Annotated in this window: 13 protein-coding genes; 5 read left to right on the top strand and 8 right to left on the bottom strand. The window is 67.7% G+C overall.

Annotation, left to right across the window (positions count from 1 at the left end; genetic code table 11):
- Nucleotides 1-28: 28 nt before the first annotated feature.
- Nucleotides 29-760: a transcriptional repressor LexA gene (gene lexA, locus sphst_RS08195; protein ID WP_031394628.1), complete on the top strand. Its 732-nt coding sequence runs from the start codon at nt 29-31 to the stop codon at nt 758-760.
- A 504-nt stretch (nt 761-1,264) separates the two neighbouring features.
- Here lexA and sphst_RS08190 read toward each other — a convergent pair.
- Nucleotides 1,265-3,472 (bottom strand): ComEC/Rec2 family competence protein, encoded by a 2,208-nt coding sequence (locus tag sphst_RS08190; RefSeq protein ID WP_234387510.1) that lies wholly within the window; start codon nt 3,470-3,472, stop codon nt 1,265-1,267.
- Between the two features lie 19 nt (nt 3,473-3,491).
- Here sphst_RS08190 and gltX point away from each other — a divergent pair, with 19 nt between their 5' ends.
- From gltX to sphst_RS08175, 3 genes are read left to right on the top strand one after another with little or no spacing between them, the layout of a single operon-like run.
- Complete coding sequence (gene gltX / locus sphst_RS08185) at nt 3,492-4,997, top strand: glutamate--tRNA ligase (RefSeq protein ID WP_081877730.1); 1,506 nt, start codon at nt 3,492-3,494, stop codon at nt 4,995-4,997.
- Between the two features lie 25 nt (nt 4,998-5,022).
- Complete coding sequence (locus tag sphst_RS08180; protein ID WP_031395755.1) at nt 5,023-6,306, top strand: citrate synthase; 1,284 nt, start codon at nt 5,023-5,025, stop codon at nt 6,304-6,306.
- Nucleotide 6,307: 1 nt separating this feature from the next.
- Entirely contained in the window at nt 6,308-6,508 is a 201-nt protein-coding gene (locus sphst_RS08175) for a hypothetical protein (protein ID WP_031395754.1), read from the top strand.
- Here the strand turns inward: sphst_RS08175 and sphst_RS08170 are convergent.
- The 4 genes from sphst_RS08170 to sphst_RS08155 all read right to left on the bottom strand — a co-directional run bounded on the left by sphst_RS08170 (nt 6,464) and on the right by sphst_RS08155 (nt 10,599).
- Complete coding sequence (locus sphst_RS08170) at nt 6,464-7,870, bottom strand: sensor histidine kinase (RefSeq protein ID WP_107045421.1); 1,407 nt, start codon at nt 7,868-7,870, stop codon at nt 6,464-6,466. The two genes, sphst_RS08175 and sphst_RS08170, sit on opposite strands and share 45 nt — an antisense overlap.
- 8 nt (nt 7,871-7,878) lie before the next feature.
- Complete coding sequence (locus sphst_RS08165; protein ID WP_031394560.1) at nt 7,879-9,009, bottom strand: DUF2336 domain-containing protein; 1,131 nt, start codon at nt 9,007-9,009, stop codon at nt 7,879-7,881.
- Nucleotides 9,010-9,043: 34 nt separating this feature from the next.
- A complete protein-coding gene (locus sphst_RS08160; protein ID WP_031394561.1) occupies nt 9,044-10,225 on the bottom strand; it encodes a hypothetical protein in 1,182 nt (393 codons plus the stop codon).
- Nucleotides 10,226-10,305: 80 nt separating this feature from the next.
- Nucleotides 10,306-10,599: an Hpt domain-containing protein gene (locus sphst_RS08155; RefSeq protein WP_031394562.1), complete on the bottom strand. Its 294-nt coding sequence runs from the start codon at nt 10,597-10,599 to the stop codon at nt 10,306-10,308.
- Nucleotides 10,600-10,781: 182 nt separating this feature from the next.
- Here sphst_RS08155 and sphst_RS08150 point away from each other — a divergent pair, with 182 nt between their 5' ends.
- Nucleotides 10,782-12,977: a hypothetical protein gene (locus sphst_RS08150; protein WP_325049460.1), complete on the top strand. Its 2,196-nt coding sequence runs from the start codon at nt 10,782-10,784 to the stop codon at nt 12,975-12,977.
- Nucleotides 12,978-13,000: 23 nt separating this feature from the next.
- Here sphst_RS08150 and sphst_RS08145 read toward each other — a convergent pair whose 3' ends face one another.
- The 3 genes from sphst_RS08145 to sphst_RS08135 all read right to left on the bottom strand — a co-directional run bounded on the left by sphst_RS08145 (nt 13,001) and on the right by sphst_RS08135 (nt 15,764).
- Nucleotides 13,001-13,282: a DUF1467 family protein gene (locus tag sphst_RS08145; protein WP_031393778.1), complete on the bottom strand. Its 282-nt coding sequence runs from the start codon at nt 13,280-13,282 to the stop codon at nt 13,001-13,003.
- Nucleotides 13,283-13,286: 4 nt separating this feature from the next.
- A complete protein-coding gene (locus tag sphst_RS08140; RefSeq protein ID WP_031393779.1) occupies nt 13,287-14,924 on the bottom strand; it encodes a ribonuclease J in 1,638 nt (545 codons plus the stop codon).
- Nucleotides 14,925-14,987: 63 nt separating this feature from the next.
- Complete coding sequence (locus tag sphst_RS08135; RefSeq protein ID WP_031393780.1) at nt 14,988-15,764, bottom strand: type III pantothenate kinase; 777 nt, start codon at nt 15,762-15,764, stop codon at nt 14,988-14,990.
- Between the last annotated feature and the right edge of the window lie 5 nt (nt 15,765-15,769).

Here is a 15,769-nt window from a genome sequence, read left to right as displayed (position 1 = left end):
CCTCGTCTGTTCCGGACGGAGAACCGTTATGCTCACGCGCAAGCAGCACGAGCTTGTCTGCTTCATCAATGACCGCCTCGCCGAGACGGGCGTGTCGCCCTCGTTCGAGGAGATGAAGGACGCGCTCGACCTGAAATCGAAATCGGGCGTGCACCGTCTGATCAGCGCGCTTGAGGAGCGCAACTTCATCCGACGCCTGCCCAACCGGGCGCGCGCGCTCGAAGTGCTGAGGATGCCCGAGCGTCCCGAGGCGGCAATTGCACAGACTGCGGCGAAGTCGGGGCCGAAGTCGGAGGCTAAGGCATCGGCCGGCACCGTATCTGCGCCGGACACGGCCAGCGCCACGCCCGCATCGCCCGACCGCATCGCGGCGAACGATGTCGTCGAAATCCCGCTGCATGGCCGGATCGCCGCCGGCGTGCCGATCGAAGCCTTTGAAGGCAGTTCGATGCTTGCCGTCCCGGCCGCTTTGCTCGGCACTGGCGAGCATTATGCGCTGGAGGTTTCGGGGGACTCGATGGTCGAAGCCGGCATCCTTGACGGCGATTATGCGCTGATCCGCCGTACCGAGATCGCACGCGACGGCGAAATCGTCGTCGCGCTGATCGAGGACAGCGAAGCGACGTTGAAATATTTCCGCCGCGAGGGCGCGATGGTCCGGCTCGACCCGGCCAACCGCGCCTATGACCCGCAGCGTTATGCGCCCGCTCAGGTCCGGGTTCAGGGCAAGCTGTCGGGTATCCTGCGCCGCTACGACTGACGAATGCTGGGGGCGCTGGCGATAATCACCGCCGCGCAACCGGCGGGTGTGGCGTTCGATGAACCGCGACCAATGACATCGCCACGAAAAGCGCGTCGCCGACAAGCGTCGAATATTGGCGGGCTTAGTAGCCGCTTGCTTTGCATAAGACCGGTATAATCCAGCTCCAACGTTGGCCACCGTCCCGCATCCCCGGACGGAGCTAACGGTGGAAGCAGGCCGCACTCGCATTAAACCAGCAGGCCCAGTCCCACCTCCTCCGTCATCCTGACGAAAGTCAGGATCCAGAGCCAGGCACGCCACCCTCCACGACTTTGGGCTTTAATCGAGGCCCAGATGACGATCGGCTAGGCAAACCTCTCAGCAAAATGCGGACCGACGAAAATGTCGATCCGACGCGCTGGCCAACGGGCCCAGGCACAAACGTCCGGGTTTCGGAATCGCGCGAGCGCCAGTCGGGGGCCCCTGCCGCGCAGGATCACAACCCGACACTCCGGTCGCGGCCTATCGCTCCGACCACCCCCGGCCCGGCAACCGAAACCGGACCGCGGCCACACCCCCGGCCACCCCGCGCTGATCGCCCCCCGCACCGGACCGTCGCGACGACCGCGCCAGCGTCGGCGGATCGCGCCACGGGTGCCGGTCCCCCGGATTGAGCACCGTCATCATCCGCCCCGTGGTCAGAGTCAGCGCGATCCCCCCGGTACGCGCGAGCACCGATCGATCGAGCTTCAGCCATCGCGGCGTACAACCGCGCGGCAGCCCGCGCTCGCTGATGACGATGTCCGCGCGCCGGCATGCGGCCACCATTTCGGCGATCGGCACCCGGTAAACGCTGCGCGTCGCCAGCACGCGCCACGCCCGGCCGTGAGCGACGACATCGGTCAGGCACAGGTCGCGGCTGCACCGCGCATCGGGCTGATCCGCGAGCAGCAGCGGCTCACCATCGACCCCGCCATTCTCCGCCAGCGTATCGCGGACATAATCCCCCGCCCGATCGCGGAGCAGCGCGAGCCCTGCGGCGGTCCGGACCGCGACGTGGCGGCCATCGCCCGTCACCAGGATATCGGGTGACGGCGTCGTCAGCGCCCAGATCGCGCCGACCGCCAAGGGCAGGATCCCGATCCGTCGCCACCGTGTCCGCCACAGCGCGATCCACACTCCGCCAACGACCATCAGCGCAAACGCCCCGTCGGGAACCGCCGGCAGCGCGCGGACCGCGCCCGGTGCGTGGGCCACCGCGCGCGCAAGGCACAGCAGCGCGTCGAGCGCATGCTGCACCAGCCACCAGGCGGGCGCGCCGAGCCCGATCGTGTCGAGCAGCAGCGCCAGCGCCTCGAACGGCATCACGACGAACGTGGTCAGCGGGATCGCGACGATATTGGCGACCGCGCCGTACAACCCGGCCTTATGGAAATGATAGACCGCGATAGGCATCAGCGCCGCCTCGACGACGAGCCCGGTCAGCAGGAGCGACGCGGCGCCGCGCAACAGGCGTCTGCCGCGGCCCTCGTCATGCGGCGCGAACGTGGCACGGACGACGGGATGCTCGTGCAGTGCGATGATCGCGGTGATCGCGGCAAACGACAATTGAAAGCTCGGCCCGGCGAGCGATTCGGGCAGCGCGAGCATCACCGCTACCGCCCCCGTCGCGACCAGCCGCAACGTTATCGCCTCACGCCCCATCGCCAGCGCGATCAGCACCAGCAACGCCGCGACGCACGAGCGGATCGTCGGCACCTGGCTGCCCGTCAGCACGGTATAGCCGATTGCCGCCGCCGCACCGGCAAGCGCGGCGATCAGTGGCAGCCGCGTGTGCAGCGCGAGCCACGGGCTGAGCGCCAGCAGCCGCAGCACGATCAGCATCGTCGCCGCGACCGCCGCGGTGATGTGGAGGCCGCTCACCGACAGGAGATGCGCCAGCCCGGCGCGGCGCATCGCCTCCGCATCCGCGTCGCTGATCGCGCCGACGTCGCCGGTCGCCAGCGCCGCCGCGATCCCGCCCGCGCTCCCGTCGAGCTGCGCGACGATATGCCGCGACAACGCCACCCGGACCCCAGCGCCGCCGCGCCCCGGCATCGTCACCTCGACCGGAGAAAAGCCCCGCCCCGTCGCGCCGATCCCGCTGAACCAGGCGACGCGCGCAAAGTCATAGGCGCCGGGTACCGCCGGCAAGGGCGGCGGCATGAGTCGCGCGCGCAGCTTTATGGTCGCGCCGATCGCGAGCGCCGCTGGCGCATCCGCCTCTGCCAGGTTGATGCGCACGCGGCCTGGCAACGCAACCGGCGCGCCATCGGCGTCCTGCCCCGGCCCGACGGGCCGCACCGTCAACCGCACCAGTCGACGCGCGACGAGCGGTTCGATCGTCTCGACCCGCGCCGACAGCTGCACGAATGTCGGCCCCGCGAGCACCGGTGCCGCCACGCGGTCCGATCGCACCCAGATCAGCCCGATGCCGAGCGCCGCCGCAATCGCGCCGATCGCGAGCATCCGCGCCGCACGCCCGCCGCGCCCCACCGCAAGTCCGGCCAAACCGCCAGCGGCCAGCAAAAGGATCGCGGTGCCCCATGCCACGGGATCGGGCAGCACGAACCACAGCGCGATGCCGCCGCCAAGCCCGACCGGCAACCAGGTTATGAGCTGGTCGCGCTCTGCCTCCAGCCAGCGTTCGATCGCCCGGCCCGGCTCCGCCATCCAGGGCGGCACGCCCATTTGTCGCCGCCGGGGACGCATGCTAGAGGCGGCGACGGCTGATCCGGCCATCGTTTCTACAGTCTGGGAGCACCCGCGGTTGGGCGCAATATCTGATACGGATGCCGTCGTTTCGGCCGCACCCGTGGTTACTCGTTTCGCTCCGTCGCCGACGGGGTTCCTGCATCTTGGCGGCGCACGCACGGCGTTGTTCAACTGGCTGTTCGCCAAGGCGAATGGCGGCAAATTCCTGCTGCGTATCGAGGATACCGACCGCGTGCGGTCGACCCAGCCGGCGATCGACGCGATCATCGACGGCATGCGCTGGCTGGGGATTGACTGGGACGGCGACGTCGTCATGCAGTTCGCCGGCGCCGATCGCCACGCCCGCGTCGCGCACCAGATGGTCGAGGCCGGCCACGCCTATCGCTGCTACATGACCAATGACGAGATCGCGGCGATGCGCGCCGAGGCGCAGGCGGCCAAGAAGCCGCTCCGCATCCGCAGCCCGTGGCGCGACCGTCCGGCAAGCGAGGCCCCCGATCTTCCCCATGTCGTCCGCCTGCGCGCGCCGCAGGAGGGTGCGGTCACGATCGAGGATCGCGTCCAGGGATCGGTGACGGTCCGCAACGAGGAAATCGACGATCTCGTCCTCCTCCGTTCGGACGGCACGCCGACCTATATGCTCGCGGTCGTCGTCGACGATCACGACATGGGCGTTACCCACGTCATCCGCGGTGACGATCACCTCAACAACGCGTTCCGCCAGCTGCCGATCTACCGCGCGATGGACGCGATCGAGGGCGGCTGGCCCGATCCGATCTATGCGCACATCCCGCTGATCCACGGCCCCGATGGCGCGAAGCTGTCCAAGCGTCACGGCGCGGTCGGCATCGAGGCGTATCGCGACGAGATGGGCATTCTGCCCGAGGCGTTCGACAATTACCTGCTGCGGCTCGGCTGGGGGCACGGTGACGACGAGATCATCAGCCGCGAACAGGCGGTCGAATGGTTCGACCTGTCGGGCGTCGGCAAGTCGCCCTCGCGCTTCGACCTGAAGAAGCTCGAGAACCTGAATGGCCACTATATCCGCGAGGCCGATGATGCGCGTCTGGCCCAGCTCGCTGCCGATCGGCTCGGCCATGCCCTGCCCGATGGCGGACTCGACCTTCTGACTCGCGCAATGCCGGTCCTGAAGCCACGTGCAGCGAACCTGAACGAACTCGCCGAAGGTTCGAATTTCCTGTTCAGCCAGCGCCCCCTGGCGATGGATGACGCCGCAGCGAGCCTTTTGCAGGGTGAAGCGAGTGCGATTCTGACGAACGCGCATGCTGAACTTGACGCGCTCGACAAGTGGGATACGGAAGCGCTCGAAGGCGCGGTACGGCGCGTGGCCGAAGCGCGAAGCCTAAAGCTCGGGCAGGTTGCACAACCCCTTCGCGCCGCGCTGACCGGTCGCAAGACGTCGCCGGGAATATTCGATGTGCTCGACCTGCTCGGGCGTGACGAGAGCCTCGGTCGGATCGCCGACCGGATGGCAGACTGATAAGATTTCGAGGAAGGATACAAGCATGAGCGAGACCGCAAACCTCAAGGTCGACGGCAAGGAATTTGATTATCCGGTCATGTCCGGTACGGTCGGCCCCGATGTCATCGATATCCGCAAGCTGTACGCGCAGACCGACAATTTCACCTATGATCCGGGCTTCACCTCGACCGCCTCGTGCCAGTCGAAGCTGACCTATATCGACGGCGATGCGGGCACGCTGCTCCACCGCGGCTACACGATCGGCGAGCTCGCCGAACAGTCGAACTTCATGGAAGTCGCCTATCTGCTGCTGAACGGCGAACTGCCCAGCGAAGAAGAGCTGTCGACCTTCTCGAACACGATCACGCGCCACACGATGGTGCATGAGCAGCTCGCGCAGTTCTTCCGCGGGTTCCGTCGCGACGCGCATCCGATGGCGATCCTGTGCGGCGTCGTCGGCGCGCTGTCGGCCTTCTATCACGATTCGACCGACATCCACGATCCGGCACAGCGCGTCATCGCGTCGCATCGCCTGATCGCCAAGATGCCGACGATCGCCGCGATGGCGTACAAGTACAGCGTCGGCCAGCCGTTCGTCTATCCGGACAACACGCTGAGCTACACCGGCAACTTCCTGAAGATGACGTTCGCCGTGCCAGCGGAGAAGTACGTCGTGAACCCGATCGTCGAAAAGGCGATGGACCGCATCTTCATCCTCCACGCCGATCACGAGCAGAATGCGTCGACCTCGACCGTCCGTCTCGCCGGCTCGTCGGGCGCCAACCCGTTCGCGTGCATCGCGGCCGGCATCGCCTGCCTGTGGGGCCCAGCACATGGCGGCGCCAACGAAGCCGCGCTCAACATGCTGCACGAGATCGGTACGGTTGACCGGATCCCCGAGTTCATCGCCCGCGCGAAGGACAAGAACGATCCGTTCCGCCTGATGGGCTTCGGCCACCGCGTCTACAAGAACTACGATCCGCGTGCGGCCGTCATGCAGACGACCGTCAAGGAAGTGCTCGGCGAGCTGGGTGTCACCGACCCCGTGTTCGACGTCGCGATCGAGCTCGAGCGTCTGGCGCTGAGCGATCCCTACTTCATCGAGAAGAAGTTGTTCCCGAACGTCGACTTCTATTCGGGCGTCATCCTCTCGGCGATCGGCTTCCCGACCTCGATGTTCACCGTTCTCTTCGCGCTTGCCCGCACCGTCGGCTGGGTCGCGCAGTGGAACGAGATGATCACCGATCCCGACCAGAAGATCGGCCGTCCGCGCCAGCTCTACAGCGGCCCGACGCAGCGCGACTATACGCCGATGGCGTCGCGCTGAGATGAAGCTCCGGCCGATCCTGATGGTCATCGGCGTGCTGTGCGCGCTGATGGGGTTCCTGTGGATCGGCCAGGGGCTTGGCTATGTCCATTGGCCGCGATCGAGCTTCATGCTCGATCAGCGGCCTTGGGCGGACCGCGGCGCCGCGCTCGCGGTATTAGGCCTGGTACTGATCCTGGCTGCGCGCCGCCTGCGTCGGTAACGACAACACGAACCGCGCCCCCTCGCCGATCGCGCTGTCGATCGTCAGGTCGCCGCCCATCGCCCGTGCCAGCCGCCGCGCGATGTAGAGGCCGAGACCGTTGCCGCCCGGTTCGGACGAGTCGACCCGCTCGAACTTCTCGAAAATCCGCGCATGATCCGCAGGCGCCACGCCCTTGCCGGTATCCGCGACGACGACGGTCACCTGATCGCTCCCCGCATGCGCCGTCACCAGCACCGCGCCACCCGACTGCGAATAGCGCACTGCGTTGCCGATCAGATTGACCAGGATCTGCAGCACGCGCCGGAAATCGCCGCGCGCGACGACGCGGGCTTCCGCGGCGGGACGGGTGATCGTCACATTCGCATTCCCCGCCCGCACCGCCAGCAGCCCGGCAGCACGCCGCGCAATATCGGCCAGATCGATCGTCTCGAGAAGCAGCGCGAAGTCGGGCCGCTCGACCGCCTGAAGATCGACCAGATCGTCGACCAGCGCCAGCAGATGGCGGCCGGCATTGGCGATATCCGCGGCATAATCGGCATAATCGGGCTGCACCAGGCCATCGGTCTGCGCATGGATACTGTCGGCGTTCGCGACGATGCGCGCCAGCGGTGTCCGCAACGCGCGGTCTAGCCCCGCGGTGAAGGTCGGCGACAGCTGGTCCGCCCCCGCCGGCCGGGGCTTGGCGGGCGGCGATGGCACGTCCGCGGGATCGTCGATCAGTTGCCCGCTGCCGATGAACCCTGCAAACGCCCGCTCCGCGTCACGGCGAACCACGGCGCTCAGCATGATCGCGCGGCCCGACCCCCGCAGCCGTGCGGGCTGTGCGTCGAGCGGCTGGCGGCGCGCGACCGCGTCGAGGATCGGCAGCGCGCCGTCATCGCCGCTGTCGAGCATGACGAGGCTCGTCAGCGGCTTGCCGAGCAACGCGAGCGGGTCGACGCCCATGCGGGGCCCTGCGTCGGGCGATACGAATGTCAGGCGAAGTGCTGCGTCGGTTTCCCAACGCCAGTCGGCACCACTCGACAGGAAATCGACGCCTGCACCGGGGTTCGGTGCCGCTGGACGCCACGGCTGGAGTTCGCGCCAGCCACTTACCGCAAGGCCGACCGTATCGCCCTCGGGCTGCGCACGGACCCACAGATCGAGATCGACGTCGTCATCGGCGATCACCACGCTGCGCGAAACCGCGATTCCCAGCCGGCGCGCCAGGCGGGCGATCATCGCGAGCTGCGGCACCGCGATCGGCGCGCCGATCACCCCCCCGGCGCGGCTGTTGAGCGCAAGCAGGATCGGATCCGCCGACAGCAACACGCCGTCCCCTGCCACTTCCGCCAGTGCGACCGCAGTGTCGCCTGTCATATATCCCGTCATCGTCGGTCTGCCCCGGCCAGCGCCCGCAACGCAGCGCGAAACTCGCGGTGCATCGCCAGCGGTGCGATCGCCGCTCGTGCATCGTCGACCGCGACGCTCGCGATGCTGTCGAGCGCGTCGGCGAAACTTTCGATATCACGGCGTGGATCGGCATCGGCCAGCGCCAGCCCGATCCGCGCGATTGTTTCCCGGTCGAGATCCGCCGCCCGCAGCGCCAGCCACAGTTGCTCTCCGTCGGGATCGAGTACGATCACCCGGACCTGTTCGGCATCGATCCCGATCGCATGCGCCAGCACCGCAACGAACAGGGTCAGACGCCGGTCGCCGAGCGCCTCGACCAGCAGCGCCGGCAATTCGTCGCGACGGGCATCGATCGCCGCGGCGAGGCGGATCGCGACGGCCTCGGGGCGCTCCGCGTCATCATGCGCGGCAAGGCTGCGCAGCGCCGCTTCGGTGATTGCCTGATCACTCTGGCCGCGGCCCTGCATCGCGACCATCTCGCCAGCGTCCTTCAAGGCATCGTCAAGCCCGTCGCGCACCGCCGCGGCAACCCACCAGACGAGGCGGCGATGCAGGTCGGCGGGCACGTCGCTTCCCGCGATCATTCCCGACTCATTGGCCGCGCGACGCCGGCTTTCCGCCGCGAGCAGCGCGCCGGCCGCGGTGGCGACGGTCGTATCCGACACCCCCGTCAGGCGGATCAACAGGCTCGGCTCCTCGGGACCGGCGATCGCGGCGGGAAGAGCATCGGCGATCAGGTCATGCCGGACGCGTGCGATCAGGTCCTTCATCAGATCGCGATCGCGCAACACCCCCGACCGCGTCAGCCGCAGCAAGGCGCCGCCCTGCGTCAGGATCGCCTCCGCCCGCGTCGTCTCCCCCAGCCCGGCGAGAACGCGGGCGGCATGGCGGCGGATATCCGCCTCGATCGCCCCGATGATCCCGCGCAGGACATGCGCCAGCATCAACCTCGTACGTTCCTCCAGCCGCGCATCGGCGGTCAGGAAAAAGTCGGTGATTGTGGTTTCCAGCCGGTCGTCGGCCCGCTGACGCGCACGCGCGGCGCGCGCGATCGCACTCGCCCGTGACAGCGCGGGATCAGGCAAGGGTTCAGAGCCAACCGACATGCGCCGTGCCTACCCCCTTATTATTAAGGCGGTACTAAGGCTGAAGACGAAGATGCTCGATTGCCGCAGCCAGCGTGACCGTCGCGTACAGTCCGGCGATCGCAAGCCCCAACAGCGGTAATCCGAGGATCGCGACGATCGTGACGATCAGCAGATAGGCCGGCGCACTGCCCCACCACATGCGACGCGCGCGCTCGACGATCGCGCGTTCCCCCAGTGCCGCGATCGCGAGCAGTGCGGCCGCCATGACCAGCGCGCTGTTGTCCGCCGAATAGCCCGCCCACAGAAAGGCAAACAATAGCACGGCGAGCGCGCTGACGACGCCGATCCCGCGCGTCTGCATCGTCGCGACCGACTCATCGTCGCGCAGCCCGCTCAGCACCGAGCCGATCGCCAGACCGACACAGGCCGTGCTGGCAAGCACCAGTCCGGTCGCCAGCCAGCCGAACAGCATGGCGCCAAGCCCGGCTGCGGCGATACCCAGCGACGTCGCGCCGACGGTCGTGCCAGCAACGCTCTTATCGACCAGGAACGGCAGGCCGAGCCTGGCGATCGGCGCGAGCACGAAACGGTCGAACCAGCCGCTGCGCCCCGACACGATCGTCGCCAGCACCGCACGACCGCGTTCTTCCAGCGTCCGCGCCTCGCGCTCGATGCCGTGCCCGCTGCGAATTGCATCGGTCGGCAACAGGATCTGCACCGCGCGCGCCTGCACCGCGATCCGCAGCAGCGTCGATTGCAGGTCGTAATCATTGGGCAGGCCAGCGACTTCGGCGATCCGTGCGGGCTCCAGCCGGGCGACCCCGGCCCATGCCATCTGGCCGCCGACACGCTCGAACCCGGGTCCGGCATCGTCCTCCGGCACGACGAGCAGCGCATCGCCGCCCTCGTTCGCCATCGCCGCGACGATGCTCTCGGTCGTGACCAGCCCGTCGCCGAGCATCAAGACGCGCGCCAGCGGATGGAGCTTTTCCATCGCCTCGGCCGCAGTCCGGACGGTATCGACCGCGACGCCGCGGCGGTTGATGCGGTTGATCGCGCCCAGCAACTCAGGCGTCAGCCGCGCGACGACCACGATCACCTGACGCACGCCGGCTGCGATCAGCAACCGCGCCTGATACTCGATCAGCGTGACGCCGCTGAACGGCAAAGTGGCAGCCAGGCGATCGGGGCGATCGTCGGCATCGTGAATAGCAAAGAGAAGCCCGGCAAGCATCTGCGGCTGTTAGGCGTCGAAACGGCGGATGCAAAGCCCGCGCGTCGGAAGCGCGCGCAGATCGACGCCCTCCATACGCATCAAAGCTGCTCGACCGCGCCGCGCAGCCGGCGCAGCATGTTGTCGTCGCCGGGCGGGGTGTCGGCCGCAGCGCGCGCCAGCGTCATGAGCGGCATCGCGCCAAAGCTCGCCGCCAGCCCCTTCAGCCGCCATGCCGCGGCGCGCCACGCCTCGGCGTCGGATGCGTCCACCATAGCGTCCAGCGCGTCGGCCGCGCTGTGGGTGAAGGCGAGGTGCAGGTCGGCAATCAGCAGCGGATCGTCCCCGACCGCGGCTGCCAGGGCGGCGTCGATTGCTCCGGGATCATAGGCCATGAGATGGGGCGTACACGCGACCGACTTAACGGGAGGTTGCGCTATTCGCTTTGTCAAAGCCGATTTCATGGTAAAACCCGGGCATGAACGGGGGTTCTTCCATCATCGGCCTGCGCGCGGACCCTGCCCGGGATCCGGACCTTGGCGACGTCCCACCACCGCCTTTGAAGGAACGCGCACCCGTGTTTATCGACGACTATATCCTGCCGGCGGACGACGACGGCGCCGATCGCGGCCGGATCTTTGCAGGTGCGGCGATCGCCGCGGTCCTGCTCTGGCTCGCCGTCATGCTCTGGCTCGTCCGCGGCGAAATCGGTGCGATCGGACCGGTCGCGCTGGTCCAGCTCCTCGCAGCGCTGTGCGTCGTGCCGGCGCTGATCGGCATCATCTGGTTGCTCGCGATGCGGACGAGCCGGGCGGAGGCGGCGCGGTTCGGTGTCACGGCGCGCGCGATGCAGGCGGAATCCGCCCGGCTCGAGCAGGCGGTCGCCGCGACCGCCCAGACGATCGACCGCAATCGCCGTCATCTGGCGGACCAGGTCGACACGCTGATGACGATGGGCGAGACCGCGCACCAGTTTCTCGGCGCGATCGGCGAAGGCTTCGCGACCGAGATCGAACGCGCCGACGCGCACACGCGCAGCCTCGTCGCCGCGGCCGACGCGACCCAGACGTCGCTCAGCGGCCTGCTCGCCGCGCTGCCGCGCGCGCATGCCGAGACCGAAGCGATGGCGGACCAGCTCGAGCGCGCCGGCCTTTCCGCCAGCGAGCATGCCGGTGCCCTCGACGCGCAGATCGGCGCGCTGGCGGCCCGTGGGCGGGAGGCCGATGCGGTGGCGAGCGGCGCGGCGCAGCGGCTGGCCGCACATATCATCCGGATGGAGGCGACCAGCGAAACCGCGGGCGCGCGGCTTGAGGCCGTCACCGAGACGATGTCCGCAGCGGTCGACGCGCTGCTCGGGCGCACCGCTGATGCGGTCGACGAGGCACGCAAGGGCATCGCCGCGCAGGGTGACGCGGTGCTGGCGATGGTCAGTGCCAATCAGGCTGCACTCGACGGCGCGACGCGCGCGAGCGCCGAGGCAATCGCCGACCGGATCGCCGGCGTCGATTCGGCGATCGCCCAGGTTGCCCGCCGCCTCGAGGATCAGCGTACAGCCGGGGAGGATATCCTCGGCTCGCTTGGTTCAGGCCTCGACCAGGTCGAGATGCGGATCGACACGCTCCACCATCATGGTGTCGAGCGGACCCAGTTGCTCGCTGCGTCGATCAGCGCACTGGGCGGCTCGGCGGACGCGATGACCGAGGCGCTGCGCTCGGGCGAGGCGATGGCGGGGCGGACGATCGGCACGACCGAATCGCTGCTGATCGCCCTCGACGCCGCGGCGCGCGAGATCGACGAAACCCTGCCCGATGCGCTGGCCCGGCTCGACCGGCGCGTTGCCGACAGCAAGGCGATCGTCGTGGCGGCAAAGCCCGAACTGCTCGCGCTCGTCACCGCGGCCGAAAGCACGCACGACGCGATTGAGGCGATTGCCGGTGTCATCGCCGAACAGCGTAGCGTGCTCGATCGTCTGTCGAACACCCTGCTCGACACGCTGGCCTCGGGTCGCGCCAAGGCGGACGCACTCGGCCAGATGGTCGACGAGACGATCGATCGCACCAACAGCTTCTCCGAAGAGGCCGCACCGCGTCTCGTCGAGGCGTTGCTGCGCGTCCGCGAGACCGCGACCGCCGCGGCGGATACCGCGCGCCACACGCTCGCTCAGGTCATTCCCGACGCCGCGCAGGCGCTTGAGCTCGCCAGCAGTGCTGCACTGCGCCGCGCGACCGGCGACACCGTCGATCGGCAGATCCAGGCGATCGGCGATGCGACCGACGCCGCGGTCGACGCGACGACGCGTGCAACCGAGCGGCTGGCGGCACAGGTCGAGGCGATTGCGCAACAGACCGCGGTCGTCGAAACCCGGCTCGAAGAGGCGCGCAACGACCGCGAGACCGCCGATCGCGACACCTTCGCGCGGCGGGTCTCGCTGCTCATCGAATCGCTCAATTCTGCTTCGATCGATATCGCCAAGGCCTTCGCGCCCGAAGTCGCCGACAGCGCCTGGGCCGCCTATCTCAAGGGTGATCGCGGCGTCTTCACCCGCCGTGCGGTGCGCATCCTCGATGCGAACGACGCCCGGTCGATCGCGAACCTGTATGACGACGATGCGGGCTTCCGCGAGATGGTGAACCGCTACATCCACGACTTCGAATCGATGTTGCGCGCGATCCTGGCACAGCGCGACGGCTCACCGCTCGGCGTCACCCTGCTCTCGTCGGATATGGGCAAGCTCTACGTGGCGCTCGCACAAGCGATAGAACGCCTACGGTAAAGGGGGCGCCCGCCCCGGTCGCGCTAGCGGCGGACCATGTCGCGTGTGTCGAACAGGTCGAACATCTGCGGCGTGATCCAGCCATAGGCGTAATTCAGCTGGAACAGCACGAACAGCGTCGTAGCGACGATCGTCACGCGCCAGGCGACGCGGCCGGCGTGGAAATCATGCGGCGCGCTCTCGGACTGGCCGGGGACGGTTTCGCCCCCGACCTCACGCGTCGTCCGAACACCGAATGGCAGGACCAGGAACACCGAGAACGCCCAGAACAGGACGTAGATCGCGAGTGCCGAGGTCCAGCGCATCGGCTCAGCCTTCGATCAGCAGAACGTCGACGATCGGCTTCTTGCCCGTCCAGCGCGTCGAGACCTTGCGGACTGCAAGCCGGACCTGCTCGCGCATCTTGTCGATATCGCGCTTGCCGCCCCGCACGGTGTCGGCAACCGCCTGGACCGCATCCGCGACGAACGCGGCACGATCTTCTTCCACCGGCACGCCCTGGACGCGGACCTGCGGCTGGCCGAGCATCCGCCCGTCCTTGCCGATCGCCACCGCGACCGAAATCTGGCCGTTGATCGCCAGCTTGCGACGCTCGTTCAACGTCGTGCCGTCCGCCGGCAGGATCACGTCACCGTCGAGGACCAGGCGGCCGACCGTCGCATTGCCGATCTTGACCGGCCCCTTGGGCGCCAGCCGGACGATGTCGCCGTTGCTCTGCACCAACGCACGGGGAATCCCCTGCTCCAGCCCGAAGCGCGCATGCTCCATCATGTGGCGCATCTCGCCATGCGTCGGGATCAGCGTGTCGGGACGCAGCCACTCGTACATCTGCGCGAGTTCCGGCTGGCCGGGATGGCCCGAGACGTGGACGTGCGCCTGGCGCTCGGTCACCATCCGGATGCCCTTGGCGGCCAGCGTATTCTGGATGCGGCCGATCTGGACCTCGTTGCCGGGGATCTGCTTCGACGAGAAGATCACCGTATCATCGGCCTCGAGCGTGATCGTGTGGCTGCCATTGGCGACCCGCGCGAGCGCAGCGCGCTCCTCGCCCTGCCCGCCGGTGGCGATGATCAGCACCTTGTTCTTGGGCAGACGCATCGCGGTGTCGGGATCGATCGTCTCGGGGAAGTCCTTCAGATACCCCGTCGCACGCGCGACCTTGATGATCCGGTCGAGCGAGCGTCCGGTGACGCACAGCTTGCGCCCGGTTTCCTTCGCAACTTCGCCGAACGTGTGAAGCCGTGCGGCGTTCGACGCGAAGCTGGTGATCATCACCCGGCCCTTGGCCTTGCTGACCTCTTCGAACAGGCCCTTGCGGACCGTGCTCTCGCTGCCCGACGCGGTGGTGTTGAAGATGTTCGTCGAATCGCAGACCAGCACGTCGACGCCCTTGTCGCCGATCGCCATGAAGCCTTCTGGCTTGGTCGGATTGCCGATCACCGGGTTCTTGTCGAGCTTCCAGTCGCCGGTGTGGAACACGCGGCCATAGGGCGTGTCGATCAGCAGCGCGTTCGCCTCGGGGATCGAATGCGACATCTCGACGAAGGTGAAGCCGAACGGCCCGAGCTGGAAGTTGCCGCCCATCGGGATCATCTTGAGCTTCACGCGGTTGGCGATCCCCTCTTCCTCGAGCTTGCCGCGGACCAGCCCCATCGTGAACGGCGTCGCATAGATCGGCACGCCCAGGTCTTCGGCGAGATAGGGCAGCGATCCGATATGGTCTTCATGCCCGTGCGTGATCACGATGCCGAGCAGATCGTCGATCCGCTCCTCGATGAAGGACAGGTCGGGCAGGATGACGTCGACGCCGGGATATTGCGGATCGGCAAAGGTAATGCCGAGATCGACCATCACCCATTTGCCCTGGCAGCCATACAGGTTGACGTTCATGCCGATTTCGCCGGAGCCGCCAAGGCCACAGAAAAGGAGTTCGTTCTTCGGAGTCATTGATTACTTTCAGGATTACAGGAGAATGTGGCCCGCAGGCCGGTTGGCGCGAGCCCAATGGCCCTAGATATGGTGACGGTCCCACATCATCGCCAGCCCCTGGATCGTCAGGTCGGCCTCGATGACGTCGAACACGTCGGTCTGTTTTTCGAAGAGGGTAGCAAGTCCGCCGGTCGCGATGACCTTGACCGGACGCCCGACCTCGGCCTTCATCCGCGCGACCAGCCCCTCGATCATCGCGACATAGCCCCAATAGATGCCGATGTGCATCTGCGAGACCGTGTTCAGCCCGATCACGCTGGTATCGGCGGGCGCCTCAATCGCGATCCGCGGCAATTTGGCGGCAGCGGTGACCAGCGCGTCGAGCGACAGGTTGATCCCCGGCGCGATGATGCCGCCCTTATACGCGCCGCGATAGTCGACGAGGTCGAACGTGGTCGCAGTGCCGAAATCGATGACGATCAGGTCGCCGTCGTGCAGCGCATGCGCGGCGATCGTGTTGACCGCACGGTCAGCACCAAGCGATGCCGGCTCGTCGACATCGATCGCGATCCCCCATTCGACCGGTGCACGGCCGGCGATCAGCGCCTCGGTCGCGAAGTATTTCGACGCGAGCACCTGCAGATTGTGCAGCGCGCGCGGCACGACCGTCGCGATAATCACGCCCTCGACCGCGCCCCGGTCATGCCCGCCGAGCTGCATCAGCTGGCGCAGCCACACCGCATACTCGTCCGCGGTACGACGCGGATCGGTCGCGATCCGCCACCGCGCGACGATGACGCCCTTCTCGACGAGCGCGAACACGACATTGGTATTGCCGGCATCGATGGCGAGCAGCATGCGGG

Origin of the sequence: Sphingomonas sp. STIS6.2 (assembly GCF_000732685.2) — a bacterium.
Taxonomy (GTDB): Bacteria; Pseudomonadota; Alphaproteobacteria; order Sphingomonadales; family Sphingomonadaceae; genus Sphingomonas; species Sphingomonas aerolata.
The sequence above is the reverse complement of the archived record's forward strand: the minus strand, read 5'-3'. Positions and strand labels throughout refer to the sequence as shown.

Excerpts from the sequence above, each read along its gene's own strand:
- sphst_RS08175 (WP_031395754.1), top strand. The coding sequence starts at position 6,308 with ATGAAGCTCCGGCCGATCCTGATGGTCATCGGCGTGCTGTGCGCGCTG.
- sphst_RS08160 (WP_031394561.1), bottom strand. The coding sequence starts at position 10,225 with ATGCTTGCCGGGCTTCTCTTTGCTATTCACGATGCCGACGATCGCCCC.
- gltX (WP_081877730.1), top strand. The coding sequence starts at position 3,492 with ATGCTAGAGGCGGCGACGGCTGATCCGGCCATCGTTTCTACAGTCTGG.
- sphst_RS08170 (WP_107045421.1), bottom strand. The coding sequence starts at position 7,870 with ATGACAGGCGACACTGCGGTCGCACTGGCGGAAGTGGCAGGGGACGGC.
- sphst_RS08165 (WP_031394560.1), bottom strand. The coding sequence starts at position 9,009 with ATGTCGGTTGGCTCTGAACCCTTGCCTGATCCCGCGCTGTCACGGGCG.
- sphst_RS08190 (WP_234387510.1), bottom strand. The coding sequence starts at position 3,472 with ATGGGCGTGCCGCCCTGGATGGCGGAGCCGGGCCGGGCGATCGAACGC.
- sphst_RS08135 (WP_031393780.1), bottom strand. The coding sequence starts at position 15,764 with ATGCTGCTCGCCATCGATGCCGGCAATACCAATGTCGTGTTCGCGCTC.
- lexA (WP_031394628.1), top strand. The coding sequence starts at position 29 with ATGCTCACGCGCAAGCAGCACGAGCTTGTCTGCTTCATCAATGACCGC.
- sphst_RS08145 (WP_031393778.1), bottom strand. The coding sequence starts at position 13,282 with ATGCGCTGGACCTCGGCACTCGCGATCTACGTCCTGTTCTGGGCGTTC.
- sphst_RS08180 (WP_031395755.1), top strand. The coding sequence starts at position 5,023 with ATGAGCGAGACCGCAAACCTCAAGGTCGACGGCAAGGAATTTGATTAT.
- sphst_RS08140 (WP_031393779.1), bottom strand. The coding sequence starts at position 14,924 with ATGACTCCGAAGAACGAACTCCTTTTCTGTGGCCTTGGCGGCTCCGGC.
- sphst_RS08155 (WP_031394562.1), bottom strand. The coding sequence starts at position 10,599 with ATGGCCTATGATCCCGGAGCAATCGACGCCGCCCTGGCAGCCGCGGTC.